At 63.2% G+C, this 15,112-nt stretch carries 13 protein-coding genes; 1 reads left to right on the forward strand and 12 read right to left on the reverse strand.

All coding sequences use genetic code 11. The features are described from left to right. The 3 genes from AB4Y97_RS06945 to AB4Y97_RS06955 form a co-directional block, all read right to left on the reverse strand. The gene (locus AB4Y97_RS06945; protein WP_441998296.1) at nt 1–537 is read right to left on the reverse strand and encodes an AAA family ATPase; all 537 of its coding nucleotides are present in this window, start codon (nt 535–537) and stop codon (nt 1–3) included. A gap of 9 nt (nt 538–546) precedes the next feature. Beyond that, a complete protein-coding gene (gene lipA / locus AB4Y97_RS06950; RefSeq protein ID WP_441998297.1) occupies nt 547–1,509 on the reverse strand; it encodes a lipoyl synthase in 963 nt (320 codons plus the stop codon). Between the two features lie 207 nt (nt 1,510–1,716). Further along, on the reverse strand, nt 1,717–1,977 hold the full coding sequence (locus AB4Y97_RS06955; RefSeq protein ID WP_441998298.1) for a hypothetical protein: 261 nt from the start codon (nt 1,975–1,977) through the stop codon (nt 1,717–1,719). A gap of 862 nt (nt 1,978–2,839) precedes the next feature. Here AB4Y97_RS06955 and AB4Y97_RS06960 point away from each other — a divergent pair. After that, nucleotides 2,840–4,618 (forward strand): arylsulfatase, encoded by a 1,779-nt coding sequence (locus AB4Y97_RS06960; protein WP_441998299.1) that lies wholly within the window; start codon nt 2,840–2,842, stop codon nt 4,616–4,618. Here AB4Y97_RS06960 and AB4Y97_RS06965 read toward each other — a convergent pair. The 9 genes from AB4Y97_RS06965 to pdhA all read right to left on the reverse strand — a co-directional run bounded on the left by AB4Y97_RS06965 (nt 4,615) and on the right by pdhA (nt 15,047). Continuing rightward, entirely contained in the window at nt 4,615–6,051 is a 1,437-nt protein-coding gene (locus AB4Y97_RS06965; protein WP_441998300.1) for an FAD-binding oxidoreductase, read from the reverse strand. The two genes, AB4Y97_RS06960 and AB4Y97_RS06965, sit on opposite strands and share 4 nt — an antisense overlap. Nucleotides 6,052–6,338: 287 nt before the next feature. Next, entirely contained in the window at nt 6,339–6,980 is a 642-nt protein-coding gene (locus tag AB4Y97_RS06970; protein WP_441998301.1) for a hypothetical protein, read from the reverse strand. Between the two features lie 29 nt (nt 6,981–7,009). Beyond that, nucleotides 7,010–8,404 (reverse strand): selenium-binding family protein, encoded by a 1,395-nt coding sequence (locus tag AB4Y97_RS06975; protein WP_441998302.1) that lies wholly within the window; start codon nt 8,402–8,404, stop codon nt 7,010–7,012. Between the two features lie 264 nt (nt 8,405–8,668). After that, nucleotides 8,669–10,105, reverse strand: coding sequence for a dihydrolipoyl dehydrogenase (gene lpdA / locus AB4Y97_RS06980; protein ID WP_441998466.1), 1,437 nt, complete (start codon nt 10,103–10,105; stop codon nt 8,669–8,671). 444 nt (nt 10,106–10,549) lie between these two features. Continuing rightward, nucleotides 10,550–10,756 carry a hypothetical protein gene (locus AB4Y97_RS06985; RefSeq protein ID WP_441998303.1) on the reverse strand — a complete coding sequence of 69 codons (207 nt, stop codon included), beginning with the start codon at nt 10,754–10,756 and terminating at the stop codon, nt 10,550–10,552. A gap of 13 nt (nt 10,757–10,769) precedes the next feature. After that, a complete protein-coding gene (locus AB4Y97_RS06990; protein WP_441998304.1) occupies nt 10,770–12,146 on the reverse strand; it encodes a pyruvate dehydrogenase complex dihydrolipoamide acetyltransferase in 1,377 nt (458 codons plus the stop codon). An 86-nt stretch (nt 12,147–12,232) separates the two neighbouring features. Beyond that, a complete protein-coding gene (locus tag AB4Y97_RS06995; RefSeq protein WP_441998305.1) occupies nt 12,233–12,529 on the reverse strand; it encodes a DUF5076 domain-containing protein in 297 nt (98 codons plus the stop codon). Nucleotides 12,530–12,533: 4 nt separating this feature from the next. After that, nucleotides 12,534–13,925: a pyruvate dehydrogenase complex E1 component subunit beta gene (locus AB4Y97_RS07000; protein ID WP_441998306.1), complete on the reverse strand. Its 1,392-nt coding sequence runs from the start codon at nt 13,923–13,925 to the stop codon at nt 12,534–12,536. A 48-nt stretch (nt 13,926–13,973) separates the two neighbouring features. Further along, nucleotides 13,974–15,047, reverse strand: a complete 1,074-nt coding sequence (pdhA, locus tag AB4Y97_RS07005; RefSeq protein WP_441998307.1) for a pyruvate dehydrogenase (acetyl-transferring) E1 component subunit alpha — start codon at nt 15,045–15,047, stop codon at nt 13,974–13,976. Between the last annotated feature and the right edge of the window lie 65 nt (nt 15,048–15,112).

Raw genomic sequence — 15,112 nt, forward strand, 5'->3', positions numbered from 1 at the left:
TCAGGCGGCCCCTTGCAGCGTCGATGGCAGTCTCGCCGCAAAGTCCTCCACCTCGCGGCGGGAACGCAGGATGACGCAGTTCTGGTCGGGTCTCAAGTTTCGCAGAAGTTCGATCATTTTAGGCCGGATGCGGGCGGGATAGGTCCAGATGTCCTTGATGAACGTGACATAATCCCGGTTGAAATATTCGGGGCATCCCTCCGCGAGATCCGTCCGCTCCTTGCGGTAATGCAGCGCCAGGCGCTTGAGGGCACGGGACAGGCAAAGCCAGTTCGGAAGGTCGAGCCAGATCACCGTCGTCGCGCGGGCAAGCAGCTTGCCGGACAGGTCGAGATACTCGCCGTCCATGACCCAGGAAGGCTTTTCGGCCAGAGCCGCAGCTTGGATTTCCCATTCATCGTCGGCGGGTTTGACCCAGCCGGCGCGCCAATATTCCCGGTCGAGATGGACCAGCGGCAGACTAAGCCTTTCGGCAATGCGCCGTGCCAGCGTGGTCTTGCCCGCGCCCGGCGAGCCGATGACGAGAATCCGGCGCATCGAGCAGCCTTAAGCGTTAAGTTTTCCGAGGCGCGCGGCCTTCAGCCTGGCGAAATCCTCGCCCGCATGGTGCGAGGAGCGCGTCAGCGGGGTCGATGACACCAGCAGGAACCCTTTCGCGTAAGCCGTGGTCTCGAACGCCTTGAACTCGTCCGGCGTCACGAAGCGGATCACGGGATGATGCTTCTTGGTCGGCTGGAGATACTGGCCGATGGTTATGAAATCCACATCCGCCGAGCGCAGATCGTCCATGAGCTGGAGCACCTCGTTCCGCTCCTCGCCCAGGCCGACCATGATGCCGGACTTGGTGAAGATGGTCGGGTCGAGTTCCTTTACCTGCTGCAGCAGGCGGATGGAGTGGAAATAGCGCGCGCCGGGGCGGACCTTCAGGTATTTCGACGGCACGGTTTCGAGATTGTGGTTGAACACGTCGGGCTTGGCCGCGACGACGATTTCGAGTGCGCCGGGCTTGCGCAGGAAATCGGGGGTCAGGATCTCGATGGTGGTCTTCGGGCTCCGGGCGCGGATGGCGTGGATCACATCGGCAAAGTGCTGCGCGCCGCCATCCGCCAGATCGTCGCGATCGACCGATGTGATGACCACATGCTCCAGGCCGAGCTTTTCCACCGCCTTCGCCACGCTCTCCGGCTCGTTCGGATCGAGCGCCTGAGGCAAGCCGGTCTTCACGTTGCAGAAGGCGCAGGCCCGCGTGCAGGTGTCGCCCATGATCATGAAGGTGGCGTGCTTCTTCTCCCAGCACTCGCCGATATTGGGGCAGCCGGCCTCTTCGCAGACGGTGACGAGCTTGTTCTCCCGCACGATCCGGTTGGTCTCGGCCCATTTCGGCGAGCCCGGCGCCTTCACGCGGATCCAATCGGGTTTGCGCTGCTGGACAGGCTGATCCGGCCGGTGCGCCTTTTCCGGGTGGCGGGGACGGTTGTCCCGGTTCAGAAGATCGAGAACGACGGCCATGAAACTTAACCTTTGAGGCAGGGCATACGGCAATATGCACCGGAAGCCGATCCTGTCCCTTTTGAAACGGACCGGCTTCTTTTTCCTTGATGTCGCACGATCCTGAAGGGCAGCCGATTTCCACCTGCCCCGATCATGCTCCAAGCATGACTTAAGCGTTTCGGCGCGGCTTCGCAAACCCTCCGGTGCGCGGCCCTCAAAATCCTCTCACCGGCGCAGGATCGCCCGCATGCCCTCGCGCTGTCCGGACCAGTAATCCCGGTATTCGTGCATCCGTTCGCGCACCGCCTCGGCGAAGAGGTCGCGGTGCTCGAAATAGCATGGCGGCCCATAGCCGCCCTGACAATTTCCCTCACGACGGCAGGCCCGTTTCCGGCACGTGGCCGGCACCTTCAGGACATCCGCGAGACGCCGCAAGGCGTCGTCGCAATCGGGCAGCTTGGAGAGGATTTGCTGGGTTCGGTTCATGAGGCGATCTCAACGGCAATGAATTTTAGGAATGACGGGGTTTTGAAAAAGGCATGGCGGAGCGGGCTCGGGGCAGGAATGCCCCGGGCCTGAAGGATATCGAGGGAGGCGCGACGTGCGGTCCGGCTCGCTGATGGAAGGGTGATGGTGGAAGAGCCGGACGGCACCTCGCGCACGGTTCTTTTAGGCGGACAGGCGACGCCGGCTCACACGCTGCCCGCGACGGACACCGCTTGTCAGAGCAAGCGGGCGGCCGCGGACCAACCGCGAGCCCACGCGCAACAGCCTGGGCCTCTCGCCGGACGGGCTTGCGTAACAGCCCGGCCGCGAGACCGTGCCCGACCCCACAGATCACGACGCCTCGCGAGCGCGCCCCTCGCTGGGCCGGGACAGTCACAACATGGCTCAGATTGGGAATAATGTCAAGAACAAAATGAGAACAAATTTCGCCTACCGTCCCCGTCATTCCGGACGCGCGTAGCGGAGACCGGAACCCATAGCCGCTGACGGGCTCAGATAAGACGCATCGGTGATCACATCACTTTATCCTGATGCGTCAGCGGCTATGGGTTCCGGGCCCGGCCCGATGGGCCGCCCCCGAATGACGGGAGAGCCACCAGTGCGCCATCGCCGCTGTGAAGGTGTAAGCCCCCTGCCCGTCCAGCCTTCAGGATGCCGCTAGTGCCGCGATGGCTATTATGGGTAGCGCGTCTGACGGCAGGAACTTTGGCGGGGCAACTTTGTCGATGACGAGAGCCCCGGAGCCAAGTCGCGAGCGTCGTTTTCCGTGATCTCGGGCAACGCGGTGCCGCCTCGGTCGTGCGCCGAGCGATTGCTGCCAATCATCAGAGAGGAGCACTCCATGAACCATGATCGTGCGTTCTCACAGACAACCGACGGCAGGCTTCGCCTCACACGCCTGTGGAGGAGAGCCCTCATCGGGGCCACGGCCCTGATCGCGTTCGCGCCGGCTGCACCGAGCTTCGCGCAAGCGCCGCAACAGCAACAGCCTCTCCAGAAGCCCAACATCCTGTTCATCATGGGCGACGACATCGGCTGGATGCAGCCGAGCATCTACCATCGCGGCCTGATGGTCGGGGAAACACCCAATATCGACCGGATCGGGCGGGAAGGCGCCATGTTTACGGACTATGTCGCCATGCAGAGCTGCACCTCCGGCCGCAACGCCTTCTTCACCGGCATGTATCCGCTGCGGACCGGCATGATTCCGCCGCAACTGCCCGGCAGCCCATCCTATCTGCAGCCCGGCACTCCGGCGCTTGCCAAGTTCCTGCTCGATCTCGGCTACAACACCGGCGAGTTCGGCAAGAACCACCTCGGCGACCACACCGCCTCGCTGCCGACCGCGCACGGCTTCCAGGAATATTGGGGGTACCTCTATCACCTCGATGCCATGCAGCAGGTGAGCTTCCCCGACATCAACAAAAACGCCAACACCCAGACGGTCGCCCCGCCGTGCCGCAACACGCCGATCCCCGGCATTGCGGAGGTTCCCGGCGCGGTGGACCCCAAGACCACGACCTGCCTCACGCCGCCGCGGAATGTCCTGTCCTGCAAATCCTCCGACGGCACGGAGAGGAACCAGACATGCAGCGACGAGGGACCGCTGACGCTGGAGCGCTCGAAGACGGTGGACGAGGAAATCTCGGACAAGGTCGTCGACTTCCTCGACCGCAACGACCCGAAGAAGACCAACAAGCCGTTCTTCGCCTGGTACAACCCGGCCCGCATGCATGTCGTGACCGTGCTGTCGCCGAAATACGAGGCGATGGTGGGCGAGCGCGGCGGCAAGGACTGGGGCGTCAACGAAGCCGGCATGAAGCAGCTCGACGACAATATCGGCGTCGTCCTCAAGAAGCTCGAGGACATGGGCCAGCTCGATAACACCATTGTCGTGTTCACGACCGACAACGGCGCCGAGGCGATCAGCTTCCCGGACGGTGGCGTTACGCCGTTCAAGGGCCAGAAAGGCGAGGCCTGGGAGGGTGGTTACCGCGCGCCGCTGGTCGTCCGCTGGCCGGGGGTGATCAAACCGGGTACGGTGAATAACCAGCTCTTTGCCGCCCTCGACTGGCTGCCGACGCTGGTCGACATCGCCGGCGGGCCCAAGGGCGACGGGCTGAAACAGCAGATCGAGGGAGGGCAATATCCCGGCATCGTCAAGACGACGCTCGACGGCTTCGACCAGCGCGATCTTCTCGAAGGCAAGTCCGCGAAGTCGGCGCGTGACTACTTCTTCTATTACTCGGGGGCGACACCCTCCGCGGTGCGCTACAAGAACTGGAAGATGTACTACACCATGTCGCAGCCCGGGCCGGCCGGCTGGATCATGCCGCTCATCCCGTTCCACTTCACCCTGGTCCAGAACATCAAGCGCGATCCGTTCGAGCAAGCCGTCGGCATCGACCAGAAAACCGCCATGAGCCTCGGCGGCGCGCTGGGCGCCCCGGCAACCGCGTTCCAGTACGACTGGAACATGCTGCCGATCGGCCAGCAATTGTGGCTACAGCATCTGACGACCTACGAGAAGTTCCCGCCGCTGCAAGCGCCCGAGAGCTACAATCTCAGTGGCATACTCGATCAGGTCAAGAAGTCGCTTGCCAGCCACCCGAGCGATTAACCACTCGCCTCTTCCGTCGGCCTCACATTCTGGTTCATGCGGAACATGTTCTGCGGATCGTAGCGGCGCTTGACCTCGGCAAGCCGCTGGTAATTGCCGCCATAGGCCGCTTCGACGCGGTCGAGCTCGTCTGCCGGCATGAAATTGATGTAGGCCGTTCCGGCGGCATAAGGCTTGATCGCCTCGAAGACGTTGCGCGCCCAGCCGACGCCGGACCGGTCCATCTCCGGTTCGCGCCAGCGTGAGTGAACGTTCATGACGAAATGCGAATTGCGCTGCGGGAAGGCGGTCGCGTCCGTTGCAATGCGGCCTGCGGCGCCGCCGACATGCCCGATGAAAATCTCGCATTCCGGCCCGGGCAACTGGCGAACCGCATCAATGAGGATTTCAATCGTCGCGTCGGAAAGCTCCGTCAGATCGTGGCTCTTCCAGTAGTTGCGAGCGCCAGGGGTGAGCAATGGATCGAAGGCCTGCTGCCAGCCGGCGAAAGGATGGGGGCCGACGACGTCGGCGATCGGCCGGCCGATCGCGCGAAGCTCGGCCGTCGTCTTCTCGGCGGACTCGAGATCGCCGCAGGCGCACATGGCGAGGATCAGCACCTCCTTGCCATGCCATTCTTCCGGCAGGAACGGCAGCGGCGGCGCGCGGCGCATCACGGCCCAGCAGGTCAGCTCGTCGGGCGCGTTTTCGAGAGCCTCCCGGTATTGCCTGAGAACCGCCTGGGCATCGCTGAACGGATGCACGACGAGCCCCGAAATGACCTGGGGGCCGAGTTCGTGAAGCTGGAACTCGAAAGACGTGACGATACCGAAATTGCCACCACCGCCCCGCAGCGCCCAGAACAGGTCGGGGTTTTCCGTCGGGCTTGCGCGCACCATCTCGCCGTTCGCCGTCACGACGTCCATCGACAGGAGGTTGTCTATCGTCAGCCCGAACTTGCGCGTGATCCAGCCGAAACCGCCGCCCAGCGTCAATCCGGCGATGCCGGTGGTGGAATTGATCCCCGTCGGCAGCGCCAGGCCAAAGGCTTGGGTTTCCCTGTCGACATCGGCCAGCGTCGCGCCCGGCTCGACCCATGCCCGTTTCGCCGCAGCATCAACCCGCACCGATTTCATGGGCGACAGGTCGATCATCAGGCCGCCCTCGCAGACGGCGTTGCCGGCAATGTTGTGCCCGCCACCGCGCACCGCGACGAGCAGCTTGTGGTCGCGCGCAAATCGCACCGCGTTGACGACATCCTTCCCATCGACGCATTGCACGATCAGGGCAGGCCTTCGGTCGATCATTCCGTTCCAGATCGAGCGAGCCTCGTCATAGGACGCATCGCTCGCGTCCAGCACCCTGCCGCGCAGTTGCCCCGCCAATTCCTTGATGGCCGCGGCACCGACCGTCGTCTGTCCAGCTTGCAGATTCGTGAGGCTCATGTCGTTCATGGTTCGCTCCCCTCAGCTGGTCGTGAACCTTCGCCCCGCGGCCGGCATTCTGCGCTTGCCCCATGCACGACGCAACCGACACCTGCATTGCCTCGTCGGCTATTCCGGTCCGCACGGTGTCGCCGATGACGTACCGCAGGCGGTCTTCCTCGGAATGAGACTGTCGGCTGTCCTGGCACTAGCGCATCGTGCGGAAAAGTGGCCCCGGTTTTCCGCCCCGAACGATGCGCCGCTTAAGGAAATGAGCATCGGACCCAAAAGTGGAGTCCACTTTTGGGTCCGATGCTCTAACCCGCGAGGAGAATGATGCCGGCCGCCGCCAGGGCCGCGCTCCAGAAGATATCGAGGTTGATCCAGCCCCGGCGAAGGAATGCGAGACCGAGCCTATCGTAGACGACGAGGCCGATGGCTCCGATGACGGCCAGCATGGCGCCGGTGTGAACGGTGAGAGCCGCGAGGGAAATCGGGATGGAAGTGCTCGTGGCAAGCTCCCCGCCCATCCCAGGCGACACGCACAAGGACAGGATCGCGGGGACGAGCATGAGACCGGCGCCATGAGCGCTCGCCATCATGCACGACCACAACGCCAAACCCGCGAAACCGGTCTGCATCCCTATGCGCGCGCGTCTGCGATGGCCGACGAACCCATGCCATAAGGCCCAGCCCATCAGGATCAGGCCAGCGCCGCGACCGAGAAGCGTGGCATCAAGAACCGTTCCGAAAGCCACGACGACCAGCAGAACCGCGCCTACCGCCACGGCATGCCCGAGCGCGATCGGAGCGAGCGCCAGAAGCACCGTGGCCCGGCTCCGGCGATGGAGCCCGAGGGCGACTGCGAACAACCATCCCATGGCTGGATTGAGCCCATGGAATGCGCCAAGACCGGCAAGCGCAATCCAGGGCCACAGAGTGAATGATGCCGTGCTCATTTTCGAGCCGCCCTGCCGGCGCGCACGCTTTACGGATAGCAATAGGAATCCGAGGAACAATCTCCGCCTTCGAGCCTGATCTGATGCGGCCGGTGTCCCTTCGGCCATTCGATGAAGAACTCCTCGTCGAACGCGAGGCCGCCATCCGGGCCCGCATCGAGCTTGGCCATCCAGCCGTCGAAGCCGCGATGATAGAGTTGCTGGTCGATGGCACCGTAAAGCGAATTGGTGAAATAGACCCGCCGCCCGTCACGGCTGATCTCGACCATCTGCGGCCCGCCCGTCAGATGTCCGTTCTTCGCCTTGGGATGAGACGCACGGGACACGACCCCACCGATCCGCACCTTGCCGGTAAGCTTGGGATTGAAGGGATCGGATACGTCGTATTGCTGGAGATCGCCCGTGCCCCAGCACGCCACATAGAGGAAGCGGTCGTCCAATGAGAGATCGATATCCGTCACGAACGGCGGCACCGCCCCGAAGCTCTTCAGAATCTCCGGCAGATCGTCAGGGTTCGCGGGTTCGGCCGGGATGGTGATGATCTTCTTCGCCGCCCAGCGATTGCCGTCGCGATACCAGGTCCAGATCGAGGAGGAGAGATCCTTGAGGCTGATCACGCAATTGACGAATCCATAGGCCTTCGTCGGATCGTGCGCCGGCCGAAGCTCGAAGACGAGCTGGTGTTCCTCGCCGAAGTCGATTTCCTGCAGATGCTTCCGCTTCAGGAGATCCCAGAAATGGAGGCGCCGGCCATAGCGCGAGCCGAGAAGGATCTCCGGGACGAGGCCCTTCTCGAAGGTGTCGGGCGTGCCCCATTCGCTCGTCACCAGCGTGTCATAGCCAAGATGCCACCAGCCGTCATAGGCGAGTTGCTGCGAACCTCGTTCGATCTCCCAGCGTCCGAGCGGCTCGAAGGTCTCGTGGTCCATGACGAAGACGCCGCCGGGCGCCTTGCCCTCGGCATTGCCGAGCGCCGTGACATAGATGCCTTCCGGTCCGCAATGAATCGTGTGAGGCCTGGTGTATCCGGTTTTCTCGGCGACCACCTCGGGCTCGATCACCTTGACGATTGTGGGATTGCGCGGGTCGGGCTTGGTGTCGAGGATATGAATGCGCGACGAACGCAAGCCCGGCACGACGAGGTAGCGCCGCTCCATATGCGGATGCGGCATGTTGGGGCACAGGCACGACGAGCAGGCATTCCATCCGAAATGATGCAACTCGTCGCCCAGGTTGGGCATCGCAACGGCCCCGACGACCTGGGCATAGGACGAGGAGCCCGGATCCAGGTCGACGACCGCAATGCCGTCGGGCTGTCGCCGGTCGGGATCGAACATGGCCACATAGGCCAATGTCTCAGGCGGGGCCTTTTCCGCCAGGCGGGGTGAAGGATAAAAGCTCGGATCCGGCTGCCAACGCGTCACGACATCCTCCCTTATCGCCCCCAGGCTTACGGCAAGTCTCTTTTCCCTCGTTGCAGGCTTGGCACCCTACCACAGTCGTGAGCGCGAGTCGCAGCCTTGAAGCGGCAAGGATAGCCCAACCCCAGCTGAGCCGCGCTCGATTGCCCAAAACCGCTTCGCTGATTGGGCTTTGACCCTGGCGGTTATGGGACTCCCCGCTTCGCATGGCCCTCCGGGGCGGGCTTGCTGACGCCCGACCCCGAATGACCGAGGTGAAACCGAGCGTCAGATATGGATCGCCCGTCCGTAGGCGTCCAGTACGCTCTCGTGCATCGTCTCGGAGAGCGTGGGATGCGGGAAGACGGCGTGGATCAGTTCCTCTTCCGTCGTCTCCAGGTTCATGGCGATGACGAAGCCCTGGATCAGCTCGGTCACTTCCGCGCCAACCATGTGGGCGCCCAGCAACTGGCCGGTCTTCTTGTCGAAGATGGTCTTGACCAGACCTTCCGGCTCGCCGAGAGCGATGGCCTTACCGTTGCCGACGAAGGGGAAGCGGCCGACGCGGATGTCGTAGCCCTGTTCCTTCGCCTTGGCCTCGGTGAGACCGACCGACGCGACCTGCGGGTTGCAATAGGTGCAGCCCGGGATCTTGTTCTTGTCCATCGGGTGCGTATGCAACCCCTTGATGGTCTCGACGCAGATCACGCCTTCATGCTCGGCTTTGTGCGCCAGCATGGGCGGGCCCGCCACGTCGCCGATGGCGTAGATGCCGGGCACATTGGTGCGACCCAGCCCATCGGTGACGATGATGCCGCGATCCATCTTCACGCCCAGCTTCTCGAGGCCGAGATTTTCCACGTTGCCGACGACGCCGACGGCCGAGATCATGCGCTCGGCGGTGACGGTCTGCGTGCCCTTGCCGTCGTCGATGGTGGCGGTGACGGAATTCGCGCCCTTCTCCACCTTCGCGACCTTCGCGCCGGTGATGATCTTGATGCCCTGTTTCTCGAAGCGCTTGCGGGCAAGGCCGGCGATCTCCGCATCCTCGACGGGCAGGATCTGCGGCAGAACCTCGACCACCGTCACCTCCGCACCCATGGTGCGGTAGAAGGAGGCGAATTCGATGCCGATGGCGCCCGAGCCCATGACCAGAACCGATTTCGGCATGGTGGGCGGCACCATGGCTTCAAAGTAGGTCCAGATCAGCTTGCCGTCCGGCTCGATGCCCGGCAGCACGCGCGGGCGCGCGCCGGTGGCGACGATGATGTTTTTAGCCTGATAGGTGCCCGCCGGAAGCGTGCCCTTCGGAGCCGGATGCTGCGGCTGCATGGGCTCTTTCTTCGGCGCGGAGACGACGACCTCGCCGGGCTTTGTCAGCGTCGCCTCGCCCCAGATCACATCGACCTTGTTCTTCTTGAGCAGCATGCCGACGCCGCCGTTGAGACGGCCGGAGACGCCGCGCGAGCGCTGCACGATGGCCGCCGCATCGAAGCCGATCTTCTCGGCCACGAGCCCGTAATCCTTGGCGTTCTCCATGTAGTGATAGATTTCCGCCGAGCGCAGAAGCGCCTTGGTCGGGATGCAGCCCCAGTTCAGGCAGATGCCGCCCAGATGCTCGCGCTCCACGACCGCAGTCTTGAACCCGAGCTGCGCCGCCCGGATCGCGGCCACATAGCCGCCCGGCCCGCCGCCGATGACGATGACGTCGTAGTTGGACATTATTTTTCCAGTGTCGTTACACGTTCAAGGCTTGTCGCAACGATAAGCACAACAACAAAACATCCAAGTACGCAGAGGAACAATTTTGCGTATAGGAGGGCGCTGGCAAAATTACCACCGCACTTCTTCCGGTGCTCTTCTAATTCCTGAGGTGTTGGCTCCTGTCCTTTCTCCCGTTTCTCACGGAGGAAAAGCAGAGTTTCTATTGAGCACTTTCTCTCCGCGAAACTTTGAAGAACATCCATCAGCACGCATATCACACCGCATAGAGAGGCGAGCAAGAAGCCGTACCGGCTATGCCTCCAGAGATCCGGACTCTTGTCCGAGAATAGAAAGGTATAGAGAATTAGCGAAAGCCCAATACCGATATTTCTCAGGCTAGTAGAAACGGTCTCCGTAGCACGATTACGTTGATCTACTAATCTGTTCCTATAAGACTGAATCTCATCAGCGCTTGCTGGAATTCCCATTTTTTGGATTTTGCGGCTTTTGTTGATTGCTTTCAATAATGACTTTGCCAATTTCGCGCTTATTGTGCACGGAATGGTCAAAGATCATTTGAGATAGTTTCGTTCCTTCCTTAGGCGAAGGCGAGGCCCCTGTGCCCGAGGAACCTGCCGATTGCCCTGAGGAGTTGTCTTTGTCTTTAGTCATGGAGACTCTCGGCTTAGACCAGCATTCCCATTGGACTCTCAATAAGCTGTTTGAAAGCTGCAAGCAACTCCGCGCCCAGCGCGCCGTCGACCACGCGGTGGTCGCAGGAGAGCGTCACGGTCATGGCCTGTACGATGGCGGGGGCGTTGTTTTTCACCACCACGCGCTGCTCGCCCGCGCCGACGGCGAGGATGGTGCCTTGGGGCGGGTTGATGACGGCCTGGAAGTCCTTGATGCCGAACATGCCGAGGTTCGAGACCGCCGTGGAGCCGCCGGTATATTCCTCCGGCTTCAAGCGGCGGGTGCGGGCGCGGCCCGCCAGATCCTTCATCTCGGCGGAGATGGCGGTGAGCGTCTTGGTCTCGGCCTTGCGGATCACCGGCGTGAACAGCCCGCCTTCGATGGCGACCGCGACGCCCACATCCGAGTGCTTCATCTTCAGGATGCGATCCTCGGCCCAGACCGCGTTGGCGTTCGGCACGCGCTGGAGCGCGGCGGCGAGCGCCTTGATGACGAAGTCGTTGACGGAGAGCTTGTAGGCGGGCTTGCCGTCCTTGTCCTTCGGCGCGGCGGCGTTGATCTGCTCGCGCAGGGCCATGAGCGCATCGATCTCGCAATCGAGCGACAGGTAGAAATGCGGCACCGTCTGCTTCGACTCGACGAGGCGCTTGGCGATGGTCTTGCGCATGCCGTCGAGCGGGATCTCTTCGTAGGAGCCCGGCTCGAACATGGCCTTGACCTGATCGGCCGAAGCGCTCGGGGCCAGCGCGGGCGCGGCGGGCTTTGCCGCCGGTGCGCCAGCAGGCGCCGCGGCAGGCCTGGCGACTCCGCCGGAGATGGCGGCGCGCACGTCCTTCTCGACGATGCGGCCGTGCGGGCCCGAACCCTGGATCGACGACAGGTCGATGCTGGCATCCTTGGCGATGCGCTTGGCGAGCGGCGAGGCGAAGATGCGGTTGCCCTGCCCTGCCGCGGCACCATTGGGCTTTGCAGCGGGAGCTGGAGCTGGAGCCGGTGCGACCTGAGGCGCGGGGGCCGCGGCCGCTTCCGCCTTCGGAGCCGGCGCAGATGCGGCAGCGGCCTCGGCCTTCGGGGCAGGAGCGGGAGCGCCGCCTGCGACCGGAGCGGAGACGCTCTTCGGATCCTCACCCTCGCCCGCGATGAGCGCGATGGGCTGGTTGACGGGAACGTCCGACGTCCCTTCGGGCACCAGGATCTTGGCGAGGACGCCCTCGTCCACCGCCTCCACTTCCATGGTGGCCTTGTCGGTTTCGATTTCGGCGATCACGTCGCCGGACTTCACCGTGTCGCCTTCCTTCTTCAGCCACTTGGCAAGGTTGCCCTTTTCCATGGTGGGCGAGAGGGCGGGCATCAGGATATTGATGGGCATGGCGTTTTGGATCCTGATCGAAAAATGGGGTTTGCTGGACCGCGTTGTCGTGTCGGAGAAGGTTCATCCCATTCTCCGAAAAAGCTTCAGTTGAGGGCCTGGGTCGAGCCGGGATCGGACGGATCCTCCAGCTCGGCCTGGATGCCGGCGACGATCTCCGCCATGGCTTCCTCCTCCGAGAGGTCGGTTTCCATGGCGTAGACCCGTGCGGCGTGACGGGCGAGATCCACGAGGAGCACGCCCCAGGTGAACGGATCGTCGAAGGCGCGGCGCAACGCGATGCTCACCGCTCCCTCGACCACCGAAGCCCGAAGAATCTCGACGCCGCCTTTTTCAAGCGCGTCCGGCGGTACGTTGAGAGCTTCGAATTTCCGCTCGGCCATGATGTCACCTGTAACAAACGGCCTTCGCCGCCTGCACGACCTCGGCCACCGACGGAAGCGCCAGCTTTTCGAGGTTGGCGGCGTAGGGCATCGGCACGTCCTTGCCGGTCACGCGAAGCACCGGAGCGTCGAGATAGTCGAAGGCCTTTTCCATGATCCGCGCCGAGATCTCCGCGCCGACGCCGGATTGCGGATAGCCCTCCTCCACCGTGATGCAACGCCCCGTCTTCATGACGGAGGCGACGATGGTGTCGGTGTCCATCGGGCGGATGGTGCGAAGGTCGATCACCTCGGCCTCGATGCCTTCCTTCTCAAGCGCCTCGGCGGCCTTGAGCGCATAGGTCATGCCGATCGAGAAGGAGACGATGGTCACGTCCTTGCCCTCGCGATGGATGCGCGCCTTGCCGATCGGAACCGTGAAGTCGTCGAGCTTCGGCACCGGGAAGGATTGTCCGTAGAGAATCTCGTTCTCCAGGAAGATGACCGGGTTCGGATCGCGAATGGCGCTCTTGAGCAGGCCCTTCGCATCGGCCGCCGTATAGGGCGAGACCACCTTCAGGCCCGGAATGGCCGAATACCAGGCCGAGAAGTCCTGGCTGTGCTGCGCGGCCACGCGGGCCGCCGCTCCGTTCGGGCCGCGGAACACGATGGGCGCGCCGAGCTGGCCGCCGGACATGTAGAGGGTCTTGGCCGCCGAGTTGATGATCTGGTCTATCGCCTGCATGGCGAAGTTGAAGGTCATGAACTCGACGATGGGGCGCAAGCCCGTGAAGGCCGCGCCGACGCCGACGCCGGCGAAGCCGTGCTCGGTGATCGGCGTGTCGATGACGCGGCGGGCGCCGAATTCCTGCAGCAACCCTTGAGTGACCTTGTAGGCGCCCTGGTATTCGGCAACCTCTTCGCCCATGACAAAGACGTTCTCGTCCTTGCGCATCTCTTCGGCCATGGCGTCGCGAAGGGCTTCGCGGACGGTCATGCTGACCATCTCGGTGCCTTCCGGCACTTCCGTACCGGCACGATAGGCAGCCACAGGCGCGGCGGGAGCCGCCGGGACGGTCGCGGGAGCAGGAGCGGGCTCGCTCACCGCAGGAGCGGCAGGCGGCGCCACGAGATCCGGCATCTTCGCGCTGGCGACCGCCTTGGAGACGTCTTCGCCCTCGTCCGCCAGAACCGCGATGGGGGTGTTGACGGCCACGTTGTCGGTGCCATCGCCCACCAGGATCTTGGCGAGGACGCCTTCGTCCACCGCCTCGACTTCCATCGTCGCCTTGTCGGTTTCGATCTCGGCCAGCACGTCGCCGGGCTTGACCTTGTCGCCTTCTTTTTTCAGCCACTTGGCCAGTTTGCCCTGCTCCATGGTGGGAGAAAGGGCGGGCATGAGAATATCAATCGCCATGGAAGACTCTTGTGTGATTGTCGCTGCGGCGAAACTCGGGGCGCGCGCTTATTGCGCCGGCTCGAGAAGAATATCGGTATAAAGCTCCGACGGATCGGGCTCCGGATCGTGCGTGGCGAATTCGGCCGCCTCGTTGACGACCTCGCGCACCTTGCTGTCGATGGCCTTCAGCTCGTCCTCGGACAGCTTCCAGCTCTCCAGCAGACGGCGGCGCACCTGCTCGATCGGGTCGTGCTCCTCGCGCATGCGGGTCACTTCGTCCTTCGTGCGGTACTTTGCCGGGTCGGACATGGAGTGGCCGCGATAGCGGTAGGTCTGCATCTCGAGGATGTAGGGGCCCTTGCCCGAGCGCGCATGCTCGGTGGCCCGCTGACCCGCCGCATAGACCGCGCGGACATCCATGCCGTCCACCTGCTCGCCGGGAATGTTGAACGACACGCCGCGCTTCGAGAAATCGGTCTGCGCGGAGGCGCGGTTCACCGCCGTGCCCATGGCGTAGCGGTTGTTCTCGATCACGTAGATCACGGGAAGCTTCCACAGCTCCGCCATGTTGAAGCTCTCGTAGACCTGGCCCTGGTTGGCCGCGCCGTCGCCGAAATAGGTCAGGCAGACATTGCCGTTGTCGCGATAGCGGTTCGCGAAGGCGATGCCGGTGCCGAGCGATACCTGCGCGCCGACGATGCCGTGACCTCCGTAGAAATGCTTTTCCTTGGAGAACATGTGCATCGAGCCGCCCTTGCCTTTCGACAGGCCGCCGCGACGGCCGGTCAATTCGGCCATGACGCCCTTCGCGTCCATGCCGCAGGCGAGCATGTGACCGTGATCGCGGTATCCCGTGATCACCTGATCACCCTCTTTCGTCGCCATCTGCATGCCGACGACGACAGCTTCCTGGCCGATATAGAGGTGGCAGAAGCCGCCGATGAGGCCCATGCCATACATCTGGCCTGACTTCTCCTCGAAGCGGCGGATCAGAAGCATCTCGCGATACGCGGAGAGATCCTGGTTCTTGTCAAATTGGGGGGAATTGAGAGCGGCTTGTTTCGCCGAGCTCTTGTTGGGAGTGGACTTGTTAGCCGCGCCATTTGCAGCGCGGCCCGCCTTGCGGGCAGCAACAGCCATCGGGTCCTCCGAAGGGTTTCCTCGACGAAAGTTGTAGCGCAGTCGAAATCGGAAAGCGAGAGGGT

It is taken from the genome of Microvirga sp. 2TAF3 (assembly GCF_052114965.1).
GTDB lineage: Bacteria > Pseudomonadota > Alphaproteobacteria > Rhizobiales > Beijerinckiaceae > Microvirga.

What these genes read in the sequence shown, in the direction of transcription:
- pdhA (WP_441998307.1), bottom strand. Translation starts at nt 15,047, where the DNA reads ATGGCTGTTGCTGCCCGCAAGGCGGGCCGCGCTGCAAATGGCGCGGCT.
- lipA (WP_441998297.1), bottom strand. Translation starts at nt 1,509, where the DNA reads ATGGCCGTCGTTCTCGATCTTCTGAACCGGGACAACCGTCCCCGCCAC.
- AB4Y97_RS06970 (WP_441998301.1), bottom strand. Translation starts at nt 6,980, where the DNA reads ATGAGCACGGCATCATTCACTCTGTGGCCCTGGATTGCGCTTGCCGGT.
- AB4Y97_RS07000 (WP_441998306.1), bottom strand. Translation starts at nt 13,925, where the DNA reads ATGGCGATTGATATTCTCATGCCCGCCCTTTCTCCCACCATGGAGCAG.
- AB4Y97_RS06960 (WP_441998299.1), top strand. Translation starts at nt 2,840, where the DNA reads ATGAACCATGATCGTGCGTTCTCACAGACAACCGACGGCAGGCTTCGC.
- AB4Y97_RS06985 (WP_441998303.1), bottom strand. Translation starts at nt 10,756, where the DNA reads ATGACTAAAGACAAAGACAACTCCTCAGGGCAATCGGCAGGTTCCTCG.
- AB4Y97_RS06995 (WP_441998305.1), bottom strand. Translation starts at nt 12,529, where the DNA reads ATGGCCGAGCGGAAATTCGAAGCTCTCAACGTACCGCCGGACGCGCTT.
- AB4Y97_RS06955 (WP_441998298.1), bottom strand. Translation starts at nt 1,977, where the DNA reads ATGAACCGAACCCAGCAAATCCTCTCCAAGCTGCCCGATTGCGACGAC.
- AB4Y97_RS06945 (WP_441998296.1), bottom strand. Translation starts at nt 537, where the DNA reads ATGCGCCGGATTCTCGTCATCGGCTCGCCGGGCGCGGGCAAGACCACG.
- AB4Y97_RS06965 (WP_441998300.1), bottom strand. Translation starts at nt 6,051, where the DNA reads ATGAACGACATGAGCCTCACGAATCTGCAAGCTGGACAGACGACGGTC.
- AB4Y97_RS06990 (WP_441998304.1), bottom strand. Translation starts at nt 12,146, where the DNA reads ATGCCCATCAATATCCTGATGCCCGCCCTCTCGCCCACCATGGAAAAG.